At 74.4% G+C, this 15783-nt stretch carries 14 protein-coding genes; 7 read left to right on the forward strand and 7 right to left on the reverse strand.

The annotated features are described in order from the left end of the window. Positions 1-125 precede the first annotated feature (125 nt). Positions 126-869, forward strand: a complete 744-nt coding sequence (locus tag ACIRQY_RS18170) for a class I SAM-dependent methyltransferase (protein ID WP_351788073.1) — start codon at positions 126-128, stop codon at positions 867-869. An 88-nt stretch (positions 870-957) separates the two neighbouring features. Next, positions 958-1104 (forward strand): hypothetical protein, encoded by a 147-nt coding sequence (locus ACIRQY_RS18175; protein WP_351788075.1) that lies wholly within the window; start codon positions 958-960, stop codon positions 1102-1104. A gap of 4 nt (positions 1105-1108) precedes the next feature. Here the strand turns inward: ACIRQY_RS18175 and ACIRQY_RS18180 are convergent, their stop codons facing one another. From ACIRQY_RS18180 to ACIRQY_RS18210, 7 genes are all read right to left on the reverse strand, one after another. Then, the gene (locus ACIRQY_RS18180) at positions 1109-3253 is read right to left on the reverse strand and encodes an AAA family ATPase (RefSeq protein ID WP_403926700.1); all 2145 of its coding nucleotides are present in this window, start codon (positions 3251-3253) and stop codon (positions 1109-1111) included. Between the two features lie 628 nt (positions 3254-3881). Then, entirely contained in the window at positions 3882-5090 is a 1209-nt protein-coding gene (locus tag ACIRQY_RS18185; protein WP_403926703.1) for an MFS transporter, read from the reverse strand. A gap of 192 nt (positions 5091-5282) precedes the next feature. Further along, entirely contained in the window at positions 5283-5876 is a 594-nt protein-coding gene (locus ACIRQY_RS18190; protein WP_403926706.1) for a TIGR03086 family metal-binding protein, read from the reverse strand. A 239-nt stretch (positions 5877-6115) separates the two neighbouring features. Then, positions 6116-6409 (reverse strand): hypothetical protein, encoded by a 294-nt coding sequence (locus tag ACIRQY_RS18195; RefSeq protein ID WP_403926708.1) that lies wholly within the window; start codon positions 6407-6409, stop codon positions 6116-6118. A gap of 60 nt (positions 6410-6469) precedes the next feature. Next, positions 6470-8110: an FAD-dependent oxidoreductase gene (locus ACIRQY_RS18200; RefSeq protein WP_403926711.1), complete on the reverse strand. Its 1641-nt coding sequence runs from the start codon at positions 8108-8110 to the stop codon at positions 6470-6472. Between the two features lie 275 nt (positions 8111-8385). After that, entirely contained in the window at positions 8386-9348 is a 963-nt protein-coding gene (locus tag ACIRQY_RS18205) for a diiron oxygenase (protein WP_403926714.1), read from the reverse strand. A gap of 44 nt (positions 9349-9392) precedes the next feature. Next, entirely contained in the window at positions 9393-10874 is a 1482-nt protein-coding gene (locus tag ACIRQY_RS18210; protein ID WP_403926716.1) for a flavin-containing monooxygenase, read from the reverse strand. A 152-nt stretch (positions 10875-11026) separates the two neighbouring features. Here ACIRQY_RS18210 and ACIRQY_RS18215 point away from each other — a divergent pair, with 152 nt between their 5' ends. The 5 genes from ACIRQY_RS18215 to ACIRQY_RS18235 all read left to right on the forward strand — a co-directional run bounded on the left by ACIRQY_RS18215 (position 11027) and on the right by ACIRQY_RS18235 (position 15770). Beyond that, positions 11027-11758: a TetR/AcrR family transcriptional regulator gene (locus tag ACIRQY_RS18215; protein ID WP_403926718.1), complete on the forward strand. Its 732-nt coding sequence runs from the start codon at positions 11027-11029 to the stop codon at positions 11756-11758. A 111-nt stretch (positions 11759-11869) separates the two neighbouring features. Next, positions 11870-12067 (forward strand): hypothetical protein, encoded by a 198-nt coding sequence (locus ACIRQY_RS18220; RefSeq protein WP_403926720.1) that lies wholly within the window; start codon positions 11870-11872, stop codon positions 12065-12067. A gap of 333 nt (positions 12068-12400) precedes the next feature. Then, positions 12401-13108, forward strand: a complete 708-nt coding sequence (locus ACIRQY_RS18225) for a LuxR C-terminal-related transcriptional regulator (protein ID WP_403926722.1) — start codon at positions 12401-12403, stop codon at positions 13106-13108. After that, entirely contained in the window at positions 13108-13749 is a 642-nt protein-coding gene (locus ACIRQY_RS18230) for a DUF4255 domain-containing protein (RefSeq protein ID WP_403926724.1), read from the forward strand. Before ACIRQY_RS18225 ends, ACIRQY_RS18230 begins: the two co-directional genes overlap by 1 nt. Then, positions 13746-15770: an AAA family ATPase gene (locus ACIRQY_RS18235; RefSeq protein WP_403926726.1), complete on the forward strand. Its 2025-nt coding sequence runs from the start codon at positions 13746-13748 to the stop codon at positions 15768-15770. Before ACIRQY_RS18230 ends, ACIRQY_RS18235 begins: the two co-directional genes overlap by 4 nt. The last annotated feature ends 13 nt before the right edge of the window (positions 15771-15783 follow it).

The following is a 15783-nucleotide window of genomic DNA, read 5'->3' on the forward strand; positions in this document are numbered from 1 at the left end:
TTCGCCAGTTCGTCGCGCGGCGCCGTCCGGTGAAGACTCTCTGCCACGAGCGCGCACCACGGGACCCGCGCGTACCGGGGGCTCGTGGGTGGCCGCGTACGGACGGTTCACGGGAGGGGCGGAACATGGGTGTGCAGCAGTACGACGGGATCGGCGAGGCGTTCGAGGGTTTCAAGGCGCTGCCGTTGACGCGGTACGGGGAGGTCCCGAGCGTGCTCGGACTGGTCGGGGACGTCCGGGGCAGGTCGGTGCTCGACCTGGCGTGCGGCACCGGCTTCTACAGCAGGGAGCTGAAGCGGCGGGGCGCTTCGGAGGTCGTCGGTGTCGACATCTCCGCCGAGATGGTCGCCGCGGCCCGGGAGATCGACCGGCGCGATCCGCTGGGCGTCCGCTACGAGGTCGGTGATGTTGCCGAACTGCCGCTCCTCGGAACGCCGTTCGACCTGGCGCTGGGGGTGCAGTGCCTCAACTACGCGCCGGACGTGGCGACGATGGAGCGGATGTGCCGGAACGCGCACCGGAACCTGGTGCCGGGCGGCACGTTCCATCTGCTCGTCCAGAGCCCCGACTACCGTGTCGCCTCCCCGCCCCTGGACCCCTATGGGTTCCGCTGTGAGCCGACCGGGGTGGAGACGGGGACGGGTCCGCAGATGCGGGTCACGGCGCTCCTCTCGCCCCGGCCGATCACCATCGTCGTGGCGGCGCCCCGGCGTGACGTGTATGAGGGGGCGCTGCGGGCCGCCGGGTTCCGGTCGCTGGAATGGGTGCCGATCGGGGTGTCCGACGCAGGTGTCCAGGAGTTCGGCGAGGGCTTCTGGGCGGATCTGCTGGCGAACCCGCCCCTGGAGATGCTGCGCTGCCGCGCCTGACCTGCACGCCCCGGGCAACCCGGCGGCGGCCGGGTGCGTCTGTGTGATCAAAGTGAGCCGACGGGGCGAACGGGGAGGGGTACGGACGATGGAGGACGTGGCGGGCGCCGCCGTGGTGCGGGCGCTGAGGGGCGCGGGCTGGATCGCGTTGCACGTGGGGGGCGCGGTGGTCGACGTGCTCGACGCCTGCGCGCGGTGGCGCCGCCGGGGACCGCGCTCCTCCGGCGGGAGATAGCGGGTCAGGAGGGGCGGCCGGGCGCTCCGGCGGCCAGGCGCAGGACGAGCGCGCGCTGGTGCGCCAGTTCCTCGGCCTGCCCCGGGGGGACGTCGTAGCGTTGGAGGACGTCGAGTTCGGCGAGGGCCGTCGCGTGATCGCCGGTGTGCGCGATCACGACGGCCCGCTGGGCGCGCACCCCGACCACCAGGTCGTCGAGCCGGTACCGCTCCGCCAGCGGCAGCAGTGTCTGTTCCAGCAGGCCGAGGGAGGCCTGGAGGTCGCCGATCCCGACGAAGTCGTCGGCCACCTCCTGGCCCATGCCGACCATCGGGCGCCAGGCCTGGGCCAGGTGGTAGAACTTCAGCGCGTGCATCGCGGCGAGCCCGTGGGAGGTGCCGAGTTCCCGTTTGCAGCGGACCACCAGGGCCAGGCAGTCCGCCAGCCGCTTGACGTCGTCCAGCCGGGCCGCTTCCTCCCCCAGGAGCGCGCGGAGTTCCTCGGGGCCCGCGCCGAGCACGTCCTCGGGTGTGAGTCCGAGGGCCGCGTAGGACGCCTCGGCGACGTCCAGGGCGAGCAGATCCGCCTGCTCGTGGCGGCCGGCGAGGAAGAAGCACCGTGCCTGGTTGAACCGCAGCACGCGTGATCCCGGCGATCCGTCGGCGTTCCCGGCCCTGGCCGCGAGGTAGGCGGCGTTCATCGACGCCAGGTCTCCGGTGTGGGCGTGCCGGGCCATCCGCTGGGTCGCGAGGACGCTCCTCTCCCGGGTCCCCCACGCTTCCGGGTGCGCGGCGACGAGGGCGTCGAGGTCGTCCACGAGGGATCCGTGGACGTCCCGTTCGTCGGCTTCCTGGGCCAGGATCGCGAGGGCGTTCAGGGAGTCGAAGCGGTCCATGGGCGCGGCCCGTCCGTCCGAGGCGACGGCGCGCAGGGTGGGGGCCAGCCCTGCAGCGAAGGACTGTTCGAAGAAGAAGTCGTGGGTCGTGAACCGCAGGAGTTCCTCGGTGCGGCCGGTCCGGGGCAGCGTCGTCATCCACCGGGCGAGGCGCGGGAGCGTCGTGCCCCCGCCCTCGGCGGTCGGGGCCAGGAGGTCACGGAGGGCTTCCTCGACCGGCCGGGCGACGCCTTCGGGCGCGTACTCCGTGGCGAGGGAGCGGACGGCGTCGTGCAGGGTGGCCGTGGTGCCGGTGCGCTGGACGAGGCTGTACGAGGTGAGGGACCGCATCGCGCGGGCGCAGGCCGGTCCGCCGAGTCCGGCGGCGGGCGCGAGCCGCCGGACCTCCTCGTCGGTGAGGGGGACCTCGGCGGTGGCGAGGAGGTAGGCGGTGGTCCGTGCCGTGCTGTCGAGGGTGTCGAAGACCTCGGCGAGGATCAGGTCCTGGACGGTGGGCGCGGTGTGGGCGCGGGCGCTCAGGGCAGTGCAGAACCGGGCGGCGTCGCCGTCGTGATGGGTGAGGGTGAGCCGCGCCGCGTTGCGCACGTAGAGGGGCAGACCGCCGGTGAGGCCCACCAGGCGTTCGGCGGTGGGCCGGTCGACGGGGCAGCCAGTGTCGGCGAAGACGGAGGCGACGTCGTCGGCGGTCCATCCGTCGAGGGTCTCGGGGCGGACGTCGAGACGGGCGGCGAAGGCCGCCTGGTCGGGGCGGGGCTGGCCGAGGAGGACGAAGCGGGCGGTGGGCAGCGCTTCGACCAGGTGCCGCAGGTCGTGCGCGTCGAGGCGGTGCGCGTTGTCCAGGACGATCGCGACGGGTGTTCCGGCCAGTCGGTGGTGGACCGCCCGGAGGGTGTCGGTGCCGGTGCCGTGGGGGAGCCCGGTGCGGGCCCGGCTGTCGAGGTGGCGGGCGGCGAGTTCTCGGGCGAGGGAGCCCGCGACCGCCTCGGCGGGGAGCGTGGCCACGTCGAAGTAGGTGAGCGGTTCGGGCGAGTGCGCGGCGGCGTGGGAGGCCCAGGCGGTCTTTCCCGCCCCGGAGAAGCCGGTGACGAGACGGACCCGGGCTCCGGTGAGCAGGTCCGGTTCGGTGGCCTGGGGCAGGTAGGGGGCGGGGGTGGCCGGGAAGGCCTGGAGTTCCTGGACGAACTGCTCGTACAGCGGGGGCAGTTCGTTCGCGGTGAAGCCCTGTCCGCCGTGTCCGGTGCAGGCCAGGACGACGCGGGCGGCCAGCTTCCACACCAGGGTGTGCGGCGACAGGGAGGTGAAGGGGACCCGGGCCGCTTCCCCGGCGCACCAGGCGACGGCTTCGTCGAGGGTGGTCCAGGCAGGGGGGGAGCCAGGGTTCGGGGGGTTCGCCGCCGGGGGTGAGGAGGGTGACGTCCGGCGGCCAGTCGTCGGCGGTGGTCCGTGCGGTGAGGCCGGGTCCCGGGGGCTGGTTCGACACGACGACGAGCCGGGGGCGCCCGGGGCGGCCGCCGTCAGCGTGCCGGGCCCGTACGGCGGAGAAGGCGTCCACGGCACCGTTGACGTCGCCGCCGCGCAGCGGTCTGACCCGGGTCTTGATCTGGAGGTAGAGGCGTCGGCCGGGGAGGACGACCTCGATGTCCTCGTCCCGTTCGACCAGCAGGCGTTCCGCTCCCGCGGCGCCGAGCCGCAGCAGACAGCCGACGGCGTAGAGGTGCTGGTAGAGGAAGCCCCGGTGCAGGGAGGTGATGCGGATGAGCTGGGCGGGGTCGAGGGGGCCGTCGTCGGGTTCGGGGCCACCGGGTCGCGCGGACGTGTCGGACACGGCGGTCATTCTGGCAGTCGCGCGGGCGGTGCGGATGCCGTATGCCCGGATTCGGCCCCTGGGCGCTCCGGGGGCGTCTCAGGGGGTGGTCGGCCCGGTCGGCGGGTGGGGCGTCGGACGGCGGCGGAGATAGCCGGCCGCCGCCGCGACCAGGAGCAGCATGCAGGCGATGAAGACCAGGCCCGCGCCTTCCAGGCCGAGGGGGCCCGCCAGGAGGCCGACGCCGATCACGGGGATCGAGATGCCGGTGTACGCGACCACGAACAGGGCGGAGACGACCGCCGCCCTGCGGTCCGCCGGGGCCACCGCCGTGATCGAGGAGAGCGCCGCCCGGAAGGCGAGTCCCTGGCCGGTGCCTCCGACGGCCGCGGCGAGGACGAGGAACACCAGGAGGTCGGTGTACAGCGCGACGGCGAGGAGGGCGAGTCCGGCGAAGAGCACGGCGCAGCCGAGGGTGAGGGAGCGGGTGACGCCGACCCGGTCGACGGCGAGCTGTCCGCCGGTGGAGGCGAAGAAGGCGAGGGCGACGACCGCGCCGCTCACCGCGTGGTCGTCCACGTGCAGGAAGCGGGCGAGGAAGGCGGGGCTGACCGAGGTGAACACGCCGAAGAGGGCGAAGCCGACGAAGGAGGCCGCGGCCGCCGGGGCGAACACCGTGCGGACCCCGGCGGGCAGCGCGGGCAGCCGGGGGCGTACGGCGCTGAGCGGGCGCCGTTCCCTCACGGTCTCGGGGAGCCTCAGCAGGACGGCCGTGGAGAGGACCACCAGGGCGAGGTGGACGGCGAAGGGCAGCACGAGGGGCTCGGGGGCGTACTCGGCGAGCACTCCGGCGAGGAGGGGGCCGCAGCCGAGGCCGCCCATGTTGGCGGCGGTGGCGACGAAGGTGGCGCGGGTGGTGCCGCCGGGCGGGGCGAGTTCCATCACGTACGCGGTGGCGGCGCCGGTGAAGAGGCCCGCCGCCAGGCCCGAGAGGAGCCGTCCGGCGTAGAGCCAGGACAGTCCCCCGGCGTTGAGGAAGCAGAGGGCGCTCGCGGCGGAGAAGGCGAGGCCCCAGAGGAGGACGGGCCGTCGTCCCACGGTGTCGGAGGCGTTTCCCGCGAGGAGCAGGACGGCGATGACGGCGAAGGCGTACACGGCGTAGACGACGGTCACGGTCAGTTCGGAGAAGCCGAACTTCTCCTGGTAGAGCGGGTAGAGCGGGGTCGGCAGCGTGGTGCCGGCCATGCAGACGACGAACACGGCTCCGGCGAGCAGACAGCTGAGCCAGCCCTGACGATCACCAACCATGTCCTCGACGGTATCCCCGGGGGCGGCGGGCGGGGCTGGGCGCGGTGCGAACGGGTCACCCGGTGGACGGCGGGGCCACCCGCGCGTCCGGTCCGGCGGGCCGCCACGGGTCCGCAGGGCCCGTGGCGGCCGGGTCGGGGTGGCCGGCCGGGCGGACCTGGAGGGCCACGGGACCTGGACGCCTTCTGGGCGCTACAGCTCCGGCGCCGGGGTCCAGCGGGGGTCGCGGCCGCTCAGCCCCACCGCCCGGTCGAGCGGCGGCGCGTCCTCGGGAACCCGTACGACCGGTCCGAAGATTCCCGTGCCCCGGTCCTCCTCCGCCGCCTTCAGGAAGGCGTGCGAGACGGCCAGTGCGGTCGGGTCGGGGGCGTACGCCCGGCCGGTGGCTCGGGCGAGGTCCCAGCCGTGGATCACCAGCTCGTCGGCGGCCACCGCCGCCGCGACCGCGCCGGGCAGTTCCACCCCGCCCGCGCGGGTCGCACCCGTCCAGGCGTCCGGGGCGCGCCAGGCACCGGCCAGTTCGTCGAGGGCGCGGGGCAGTGCCTCGCGCCAGTCGGCGGGCAGGACGGGCCGGGTGGTGCCGGGCGGCGTGGCCGTCGAGGCGCCGAGGTCCTTGCGGGCGGCGTCGCGGAAGGCGACGGCGAGGCCCGTGAGATGGCCCAGCAGCTCCCGGACCCGGTAGTCGGGGCAGGGGGTCGGGCCGTCGAGCCGTGTGTCGGGCACCGAGGCCGCGAGCCGGGCCACGACCAGGGCCTGTGGTGCGAGGTCGAACGTCTCCGTGTCCATGGTCCACCGTTCCTCGGGTGGCTGCCTGCGGAGGGTGGACCGCCGGGCCCCTCACTCATCGTCGGCGGCCGTGTACCTCCACCGGTCGGGGGCCGGGGCGCGGCGGGCCGGGGCGCGGCGCCGAGGACGCGGGCCGGTGGGCAGGACACGCCCCGCCCGCCTCCGTGCGCCCGGGCTCTGCGCCGGGCCTTCCTTCGCGCGGGCGCGGGACCGTGTGCGGTGCCGGGGGCCCGGCGGGCTCAGACGGTCAGGGCGCCCAGGCCCTTGCGGAGGTCGTCCGGGTTCATGACCGGCGAGTAGTGGATCCTGGCACGCAGTTCGAGGAAGAGGGGTTCCGAGATCTCCGGCAGTCGGGACGGGTCGGCGAGGTCGAAGAACAGATAGCCCGTGCGGCAGCCGTCCTCCACCGTGAAGTAGGCGGCCTCGGGGCTGAGCGCCTCCAGGGTGCGCTCCATCGTCTTCTGCAGGGTGCCCTGTCTGATGGCCTCGTTGCAGGCCGGGGTGTCCATCTGAACCTTCAGCAGCATGCGCATGACGCGCCCTTTCCGACCGGGTCGGCGACCCGTTCGGACGCCCACGGGACCCGGACGCGCTCACTTCCAGCGTCCTCCCCCCGCGGCGTCGCGACCACTCGGCGCGGGGGTCCGCGCGGCGGCGAGCAGCCGTTCCCGGTCGACGAGCTTGACGCGGGGGCGGCCCTCGGCGGCACCCGCCGCGCGTTCGGAGGCGTCGATGGCCCGCCAGCCGTCGAGGCCGACGGCGTCCGGAGGGGCCGGGCGGTCCGCCGCCGGGACGGCGGGGTCGGTGAGACGACCGGCGTCCCAGTCGTCGAGGAGGGCCTCGACGGTCTCCTGGGCGCAGGACTTGTTGGTGCCGATGAAGCCGGTGGGCCCCCGTTTGATCCAGCCCGCCACGTAGACGCCGGGGGAGACACGGCCCCGGTCGTGCGGGACGGTGCCGGTGTCCTCGTCGAAGGGGAGGCCCGGGACGGGCCGGGCCCGGTATCCCACCGCCCGGAGCACGAGCGAGGCCCCGAGGATCTCCTCGTCCCCGGTGGGCACGGCCCGCACCCCGCCCGACCGCGAGTGCAGCGCGGTACGGGCCACGGCGAGGCCGGTGACGCGGTCGTCACCGACGACGCGGGCCGGGGCGGTCAGGAATCGCAGGACCAGGCGGCGGCTGCCCGGTCTCCGGGGGCGGGCGGCGATCTCGGCCAGCACCCGGGTGCCGGGGGTGGCGTCCGCCGGTACGTCGGCGGGCCAGCCCTCCACGAGGACGTCGATGTCGTCGAGCGCGGCGACCGCGAGCAGTTCGGGCAGGGTGAACGCGGCTTCGGCGGGTCCCCGGCGGCCGAGGACGACGACCTCGCGGACGCGGCTCGCGCGCAGGGCGTCGAGGGCCCGGTCGGAGATGTCCGTACGGGCCAGCCGCTCGGGGTCGGCGGTGAGGACGCGGGCCACGTCGAGGGCGACGTTTCCGTTGCCGACGACGACGGCCCGTTCGCCGTCGAGCGGGAAGGTGTCCGCGCTGTGGTCGGGGTGGCCGTTGTACCAGGCGACGAAGTCGGTGGCGGAGGCGCAGCCGGGCAGGTCCTCGCCCTCGATGCCGAGGCGCCGGTCGGTGGCCGCGCCCACCGCGTAGAGGACGGCGTGGTGGTCGCGGAGCAGGTCCTCGTGGTGGAGGTCGCGGCCGATGTGGGTGTTGAGCCGGTAGGTGAAGCCCGGCTGGCTCTCGATGGCGCGGAAGAGTCCCGTGACCTGCTTGGTGTCCTGGTGGTCGGGGGCGACGCCCGCCCGTGCGAGCCCGTACGGGGTGGGCAGCCGGTCGTGGACGGTGACGCTCACGCCGGGGTGGCGGAGGAGTTCGTCGGCGGCGAACAGTCCGGCGGGTCCCGCGCCGACCACGGCGACCCTCAGTTCCCCGCCGCGGATGCGGCGTTGGGGCGGGACGAGGGCCATCGGTGCCCGGTCCTCGTGGGGGTGGGTGTCGTAGTAGGCGCGGTTCAGTTCGAGGAAGGGCAGTTCGGCGGCGGCGAGCGCGGTGTGCGGCTTGAGCGCGTCCACCGGGCAGGCCGTGACGCAGGCGCCGCAGTCGACGCAGGTGCGGGGGTCGACGTACAGCATCTCGGTCGTGCCGAAGCCGGGTTCGCCGGGGGCCGGGTGGATGCAGTTGACCGGGCAGGCCAGGACGCAGGAGGCGTCGGCGCAGCACGAACGGGTCACGACGTAGGGCAAGGGGGTCTCCGTTCGGGGTGCGGACGAGCGGGTCCGGCCGGGACGCGGCCGGGAAGGGGTGCCCGGACGAGCCGGGTCAGGCATGGGGACGGCCGGGGCGGGGCTGCTCCTACGGGCCGGACCGGGCCGGGCCGAGGTCAGCCCGGGGTCGAGGTCGGGCCGGGTCGCGGCCAGGCCGGGTCGGGTACGTCCGTGTGGTGTACGGCCCCGGCTCTGTCGGGCCCTCACGGACCCGGCCCGGTCCGGCCGCCGGGAGAGTCCGGCCGGGAAGGGCGTCAGGTGCTCAGGCGGGCCGGTTCGCCCCGGTAGCGGGCGGGGCGGCCGTCGATGCGCAGGGCGCGCCAGACGCGGCGGGAGGCCCTGTTCATCAGGCCGATGTCCTCGGCGAGCGCCCGGACGTCGGCGAAGAGGTCGCGGAGCATCTTCTCGCCGTCGGGGGACTTCCAGAAGATGTCCTTGATGACCCAGTGCGGTACGCCGATCTTCTCGGCGGTCCTGCGGTCGGGGACCACGATGACGTCGCCGAGGACCCGCATGATGACGGGGAAGGCGATCGACAGCACGCCCCTGCGGGCCCTGCCGTAGCCGGGGACCTTCTCGCGCAGGAACTCGTGGGCGAAGGAGATGTGGCGGGCCTCCTCGGCCACGTGTATCTGCATCATGCGCCGCATCAGCGGGTGGATGTCCTCGCCGCCGCGCAGGATGGCCTTCTGGAGGTGGTCGATGGGTTCCTCGCCCGCGAGGACGCCGGTGAAGAACGACTCGGGGACGAGGGAGCCGGCCAGCGGCAGGAAGCGGCTGAGCACCCGGAAGGAGCGTCGGCCGCCGGGCACGTCGGCGCCGGAGCGGTTGACGAACTCCTGGAACATCTGGGTGTGGTGGCACTCCTCGGTGGCCTCGTGGGTGAGGTAGCGGAACTCGGGGTTCTGGTTCCGCAGGGCGAAGAGGTAGTCCATCACTCCCCGGATGAGGATGTTCTCGAACTGCATTCCCACCTTGACGATGTTGGCGTACCGCCACAGTCCGATCCTGGTGCGGACCTCCAGCGGCTGTTCCCGGTACCACCGGTGTCCGCCGAGCGGGTCGGCGGCGGGGAGCACCCAGCGGGGGTCCGTGGGGTCGACGGCGTGGTCGGGGTCGTCCCAGTCGATGTCGGCGAAGGCGTCGAAGTGGATGTGCACGGAGGCTTCGGACAGGGTCCGGAGCCTGGCGTGGTAGGTCTCCCGACTGGTCGTCATCGTGGCGTTCCTCTCTCGGTTCTGTGGCTCGTCGGTCGTCGGGGTCAGGTCCGCGCGGGTTTCGCCGGTCCTTCGAAGCGCAGCGCCGGGTCGTCGACCGGGGAGCGGCGCAGGGCGCGGCGGTCGTGGTAGTAGTCGTTGCGGACGCGCCAGGGGTCGCGGGTGCCCTGGCGGGGCATGGTGGCGTCGCCCCGGGCGATGTAGCCGGAGGTCAGCGATTCGCCCAGGACGGAGACCGGGGAGCGGTCGGCCTCGGTGGCGACGGGGGTGACGCTGGTGTGTCCGTGCCGGTCCATGTGGGTGAGCAGCCTGCTGACGTAGGCGGCGGCGAGGTCGGCCTTGAGCGTCCAGGAGGCGTTGGTGTAGCCGATGATCATGGCGAGGTTGGGGACGCCGTCGAGCATCACGCCCTTGTGGAGGAGGCGGTCGCGGGTGGTGACGGGCGCGCCGTCCACGGCGAGTTCCATTCCTCCGGCGAGCTGCATCCTGAGGCCGGTGGCGGTGACGACGATGTCGGCGGGGATCTCCTCGCCGGACCTGAGCCTGATGCCGGTCTCGGTGAAGGTGTCGATGTGCTCGGTGACGACGGACGCCCGGCCGGTCCTGAGCGCCGTGAAGAGGTCGCCGCCGGGGACGACGCACAGGCGCTGGTCCCAGGGCTTGTACGCGGGGGTGAAGTGGCGCATGTCGGCGGCGCCGCCGAGCCGGGCGCGGACGGCTCCGAGGAGGACGCGCCGCATGGTCCGGGGCGCTCTGCGGCACAGGACGTAGAGGGCGCGCTGAAGGGCGATGTTGCGGGCGCGGCCCAGCCGGTGGACGAGCCGGGCGGGGACGCGGAGGCGGCGCAGGAGGAGGGAGACGGGGTCGTCGGCGGGCAGCGCCATGATGTAGGTGGGTGAGCGCTGGAGCATGGTGACGTGGGCGGCGTCGGCGGCCATCGAGGGGAGCAGGGTGATGGCGGTGGCGCCGCTGCCGATGACGACGACCCTTCTGCCGGTGTGGTCGAGGTCCTCGGGCCAGTGCTGGGGGTGCACGAGGGTGCCGCCGAAGCGTTCCTCGCCGGGGAACTCGGGCCGGTGGCCCCGGTCGTAGTCGTAGTAGCCGGTGGCGCCGACGAGGAAGCGGGCGGTGCGGATCTCGGTCTCGCCGGTGGTCTCGTCGAGGGTCTCGACGGTCCAGCGTCCTTCGTCGCCGGACCAGTCGGCCCGGACGGCCCTGCGGCCGAAGAGGACGCGGTCGGTGACGCCGTGCTCGTCGGCGGTGGCCTGGAGGTAGTGGCGGATGTCGGTGCCGTCGGCGAGGACCTTGGTGCCGTGCCAGGCGCGGAAGCCGAATCCGAAGGTGTGCATGTCCGAGTCGGAGCGGATGCCGGGGTAGCGGAAGAGGTCCCAGGTGCCGCCGATCCTGGTGCGCCGTTCGAGGATCGCGTAGCTGAGGCGGGGGTTCCCGGCGCTCAGGTGGCAGGCGGCGCTGACTCCGGAGAGGCCCGCGCCGATGATCAGCACGTCGACGTGCTCGTACTCCATGTGCGTCCCCTCAGATCGGAACTCTCGCCCGGTACGGGGAATTTACCTGTGTCACGACGTCCAGGGTACCGGCGGTAACGTGATCTGCGCCACCCTTTCCGGAGGCCGGCGGGCCCCTCGGCCCTTCGGCGGCGGCGGGTACGATCCACGCCGTGACGGAGAGACAGCTGCGCGACGACGGACGGCCCGACGGACGGGACACCCGCTGGACCGGGCACCGCGCCGAGCGGCGCGAGCGGGTCCTGTCGGCCGCGCTCGCGGTGATCTCGCGTGACGGCACCTCGGTCAGCGTGGCGGCGATCGGCGCCGAGGCGGACATGCCCCGGTCCGTCGTCTACCGGATCTTCCGGAGCCGCGAGGACCTCGACGAGCAGATCCGAGCGCGCATCCTCCAGGACCTGGTGGCCTCGCTGGCCCCGGCGCTGGACCCGAGGGGCACGATCCGGGGGGCGATCGACCTCGCCGCGAGCACGTACGTGGGCTGGGTCGCCGAGCACCCCCGGCTCCATCAGTTCCTCGGCACCGGCGCGCGGGGGCGGCCCCTCACCGGCTCCCCCGCCGTGGCGGACACCCGTACGGCGGTCGCCCGCGATCTGGCGCTGGTCCTCGACGCGTACGGCGACCAGTTCCTCGAAGGCCGCGAGCCGCCCGCCGGATTCACCCTGAACCTGGCGGTCGGCATGGTCGGTCTGGTGGACGGGGTGGTCAACCACTGGGCGGCCCACCCCGGGACACGCAGCTCGCTCGACGAACTCACGCTCTTCCTGGGCGACGCCCTGTGGGGCGTCCTCTCGGCCGCCACCCCCCGCCTCGGCCTGGTGCTCGACCCCGACCAGCCGATCGGCCCCGTGAGGCCGCCGGGGGGCGGGGCGGCCGGGCGCTGACCGGGACCGGGCCGGGACGGGCTGGGCTGGGCTGGGCCGGACCGCTCCGCCCGCTCATCTATCACCCGGTCCGCGCTGTTCCGTCCGCCCGCCCCTCTCGTTGATCAGCCCATGAAGCCGCTCGGAGAACATCGCTGGATCTGGTCCCCCATCACCTCCTGGCAGGCCAGGCGGCTCTCGCGGGTCACCGGAGTGGACCTCGACGAGGCCTGGGTGAGGATCCGTCTGACCACCCACCCGGAGGAGTCCCACCTCGCCCTGACCCGGGACCTGCTCTCCCAGGTCCTCCTCACCCGGCGCACCGAATGACCCGCGGGACCGCACGGTGGGGAAGCGCCCCGCCCACCTCGGCGGAAGCACGCCTTCCGCGGTGACGCGCGCCATACACGCCGAGGGTCGGCGAGCCGGGGTCAAGTGAGTTCCGGACAACGGCAGTAGAACGTTAGCGCGACGGCAGTGGGACGTGAGTCGCGTACGGGACCCTGGGGAGCGACCAGGGTGGCCGACGGCGTCCGCCGCGAACCGTCGACCTCGGGGGCCCACCATGTGTGCCGACCACCGGACGGGCGACACCGGTACAGCCGCCTCCACGGACCTGCCCGGACGTCCTGACGCGCCCGGGTGCTCCAGGGGAGTGAGAAAATGCAGGTAGCGGAAGTGCTCACCAAGCGGGTGGCGGTGACCGTCCACGCGTCCGATCCGCTCAGCAGGGCCGGACTCATCAGCCACTTGCGGCACCAGCCGGCCATCGACGTCGTCCCCGACCAGGACTGCGGCGACCTGGCGGGCGACGGACGGGACAGGGCGGGCACGGGGTGCCGGGACACCGCCCCTGCGGTGGCCGTGCTGCTCGCCGAACGGATCGACGAACCGACCACGGCCGAGCTGCGGCGGCTGCTGCGCGGCCGGGACCAGCGGGTCGTGCTCATCGCGCGGGAACTGCGCGAGCCCGATCTGCTGGCCGTCGTGGAGTACGGGGTACGGGCCATCATCTGGCGTCACCAGGCCACCGAGCAGCGCCTGCTGAGCGCGGTGCAGAGCGCCGCGCGCGGCGAGGGCGAACTCCCGCCGGACCTCGTCAGCCGTCTGCTCAACCAGGTGGGGCGGCTCCAGCGGGCCTCGACGGCGGGGGCCTCCACGGGCGGCGCGGTGCCGCTGTTCGGGATGGCACCCCGCGAGGTGGACGTCCTGCGGCTGCTCGCCGAGGGCCTGGACACCCGGCAGATCAGCGAGAAGCTCGCCTACTCCGAACGCACCGTCAAGAACGTCCTGCACGCGCTGATGACGCGGCTCCAGCTCACCAACCGGGCGCATGCCGTCGCGTACGCGCTCCGCGAAGGCTACATCTGATGATCCACGAGATAGACGAGGCCCTGCGGGGGCTGCTCGCGCCCGCCGTCACCGGCGACGTCGCCTTCGACGCGCCGACGCGCGACTGGGCGGCCCGGCGCAACGCCCCGACGCTCAACGCCTATCTGTACGACATCCGGGAGGACACGGCCCGGCGCGAACGCGGCGCGCTCGCCGAGCGGGACGCCCACGGGGTGGTCACGCGCAGGCTTCAGCCGCCGCGCTGGTTCCGGCTCTCCTACCTGGTGACCGCCTGGACGACCCGGCCCGAGGACGAGCACCGGCTCCTCTCGGGCGTCCTCGCGCTGCTGCTCCCCCACGAGGTGCTGCCGGACGGGGCCGTGCCGGAGTCGGTGCGCCCGATCAGCACCGCCCTGCCGCTGACCGTCGCCGTTCCGCCCGCCGACTCCCGGTCGCTCGCCGAGATCTGGTCGGCGCTCGGCGGCGAACTGAAGCCCTCCCTGGACGTCGTGATCACCACCCCGTTCCCGGTCACCCCCGCATACCCGGTGGCTCCGCCGGTCACCGAGGTGGAGATCGCCGTCCGGACCTCCGGCGGCGCCCCCGGAGACCCACGCCCCCGGGTGGTGCGCCGGGTCACGGCGCCCGGCGCCCGTACGCCCGAAGGGAACGGCTCATGAGCGGCGACGGGGACGACACCGGGGACGACATCCGGGTGCGGGTGGCGGTCCTGCGGGCCCGGGTCGCCGCGCTCGTGGACGCCCGCAGCGCCGACGACCCCACGGCGGGCGATCCGCTGCGCGGTCTGTACGTCACCGGGGACACCGCCCGGCGGATCGCCGGGGCGGAACCGGGCCCGGCACCGCTGGACGGCATCGTCCCGCTGCCGGACGCCGACGGCACGGACCGGCTCGGAACTCTGGCGCGGGCCTTCGGGCTCGCTCCGCTCGACGCGCACATCCTCGTCGCCGCGCTCGCACCGGACGTGGACCGGGGGTTCGAGACGCTGTACGGGTACCTCAACGACGACGTCGGACGGCGCCGCGCCACCGTGGCGCTCGCCCTGGACCTCGCGGGGACCGGGCCCGCCGACCCCGGCGCCCGCGACCGGTTCCATCCCGCCGCGCCCCTGCGCGCCGGAGGGCTGCTCGACGTCGAGGACGAGGACCGGCCGCTGCCGGGCCGCTCCCTGCGCGTACCGGAGCGGGTGGTGGCGCATCTGCTGGGTGACGACGGCAGGCTCGACGGGCGTCTTCTCGGCGCGGGCGTGGAGCTGCTCTCCCCCGGTGCCGGGGCCGCGGTGGCGCCGCCGAGCGCGCTCGGGCTCCGGGTGGCCGCCGCCGGGCCCGTCACCGTCCATCTGCGGGAGCGGGTGCCCGGGGCGGCCGTGGACGGAGTGGTCGCGGCGCTGCTCGCGGCCGGACGGCCGGTCCTGCGGCACCGGCCCGAGTCCACGGAGCCGACCGAGCGGACCACGGCCGTGGCGCGCGCGCTGCTGCGCGAAGCGCGGCTGCGGGGCGCCGCCCTGGTGGTCGAGCCGCTGCCGGACCGGCCCGGTCCGCTGGTGCGCGCCCTGGCGGCCTCCGGTACGACCGTGGTGCTCGCCGGAGCGGACGCGCCCGATCCCCGGTGGGCGCCGGAAGCGGAGCTGATCGCCCTCGACGGGGCGCCCTCGACGAGCGGCACCGGGGACCTCTGGCGCCAGGAACTCGGCGATGAAACCGTGGACTTCGACCTGGGCGAGGCCACGGCGCCGTTCCGGCTCAGCGGGGAGCAGGTGCGCCGGGCGGCCCGTGCGGCGCGGGCGCTCGCCGCGTTCGAGGGCACCGCGCTGACGCTCGCGCAGGTGCAGCGCAGTGCCCGGCTGGTGTCGGCGCCGCTGCTCGACAGCCGGGCCCGGCGCGTCAGGCCCGCCGTCGGCTTCGCCGATCTGGTGCTTCCGCCGGAGCCGATGGGGATGCTGCGCGAGCTGACCGGCCGGGCCCGCCACCGGGACCGGGTGCTGGGCGACTGGCGGCTGCGGACCGGCGGCGGACGGGGCCGGGGGGTGGTCGCCCTGTTCGCCGGGGACTCGGGGACGGGCAAGACGCTCGGGGCCGAGGTCGTCGCGGGCGAACTGGGCCTGGACCTGTATGTGGTGGACCTCTCGGCGGTGGTCGACAAGTACGTCGGCGAGACCGAGAAGAACCTGGAGCGGATCTTCGCGGAGGTGGACCGGACGGACTGCGTGCTGCTCTTCGACGAGGCCGACGCGGTGTTCGGGAAGCGTTCCGAGGTGAAGAGCTCGCACGACCGGTACGCCAACCTGGAGAGCGCCTATCTGCTCCAGCGCCTTGAGGCGTTCGACGGGATCGCGGTGCTCACCACCAATCTGCGGGCCAACATCGACGAGGCGTTCACCCGGCGCCTCGATCTGGTGGTGGACTTTCCCTTCCCCGACCCCGGGCAGCGGGTCGAGCTGTGGCGGACGTGCCTGGCGGGCGCGCCCTGCGGGGCGGACGTCGAGGAGGAGATCGCGCGCTGTGCCGTGGAGTTCGAGCTGGCGGGCGGCGCCATCAGGTCGGCGGCGGTGACGGCCGGCTATCTGGCGGCGGGCCGTGGCTCCTCGGTGACCGGTGAGGACATCCGGGCGGGGGCGCGGCGCGAGTACCTCAAGGCGGGGCGGCTCGTGCCCTCGGCCCACGCGCCCTGGTCGCCGTGACCGGCTGACCGGC

Source organism: Streptomyces sp. NPDC101490, from assembly GCF_044767145.1.
Classification (GTDB): domain Bacteria; phylum Actinomycetota; class Actinomycetes; order Streptomycetales; family Streptomycetaceae; genus Streptomyces.

What these genes read in the sequence shown, in the direction of transcription:
- ACIRQY_RS18170 (WP_351788073.1), top strand. Translation starts at nt 126, where the DNA reads ATGGGTGTGCAGCAGTACGACGGGATCGGCGAGGCGTTCGAGGGTTTC.
- ACIRQY_RS18175 (WP_351788075.1), top strand. Translation starts at nt 958, where the DNA reads ATGGAGGACGTGGCGGGCGCCGCCGTGGTGCGGGCGCTGAGGGGCGCG.
- ACIRQY_RS18185 (WP_403926703.1), bottom strand. Translation starts at nt 5,090, where the DNA reads ATGGTTGGTGATCGTCAGGGCTGGCTCAGCTGTCTGCTCGCCGGAGCC.
- ACIRQY_RS18190 (WP_403926706.1), bottom strand. Translation starts at nt 5,876, where the DNA reads ATGGACACGGAGACGTTCGACCTCGCACCACAGGCCCTGGTCGTGGCC.
- ACIRQY_RS18195 (WP_403926708.1), bottom strand. Translation starts at nt 6,409, where the DNA reads ATGCGCATGCTGCTGAAGGTTCAGATGGACACCCCGGCCTGCAACGAG.
- ACIRQY_RS18205 (WP_403926714.1), bottom strand. Translation starts at nt 9,348, where the DNA reads ATGACGACCAGTCGGGAGACCTACCACGCCAGGCTCCGGACCCTGTCC.
- ACIRQY_RS18210 (WP_403926716.1), bottom strand. Translation starts at nt 10,874, where the DNA reads ATGGAGTACGAGCACGTCGACGTGCTGATCATCGGCGCGGGCCTCTCC.
- ACIRQY_RS18220 (WP_403926720.1), top strand. Translation starts at nt 11,870, where the DNA reads ATGAAGCCGCTCGGAGAACATCGCTGGATCTGGTCCCCCATCACCTCC.
- ACIRQY_RS18225 (WP_403926722.1), top strand. Translation starts at nt 12,401, where the DNA reads ATGCAGGTAGCGGAAGTGCTCACCAAGCGGGTGGCGGTGACCGTCCAC.
- ACIRQY_RS18230 (WP_403926724.1), top strand. Translation starts at nt 13,108, where the DNA reads ATGATCCACGAGATAGACGAGGCCCTGCGGGGGCTGCTCGCGCCCGCC.
- ACIRQY_RS18235 (WP_403926726.1), top strand. Translation starts at nt 13,746, where the DNA reads ATGAGCGGCGACGGGGACGACACCGGGGACGACATCCGGGTGCGGGTG.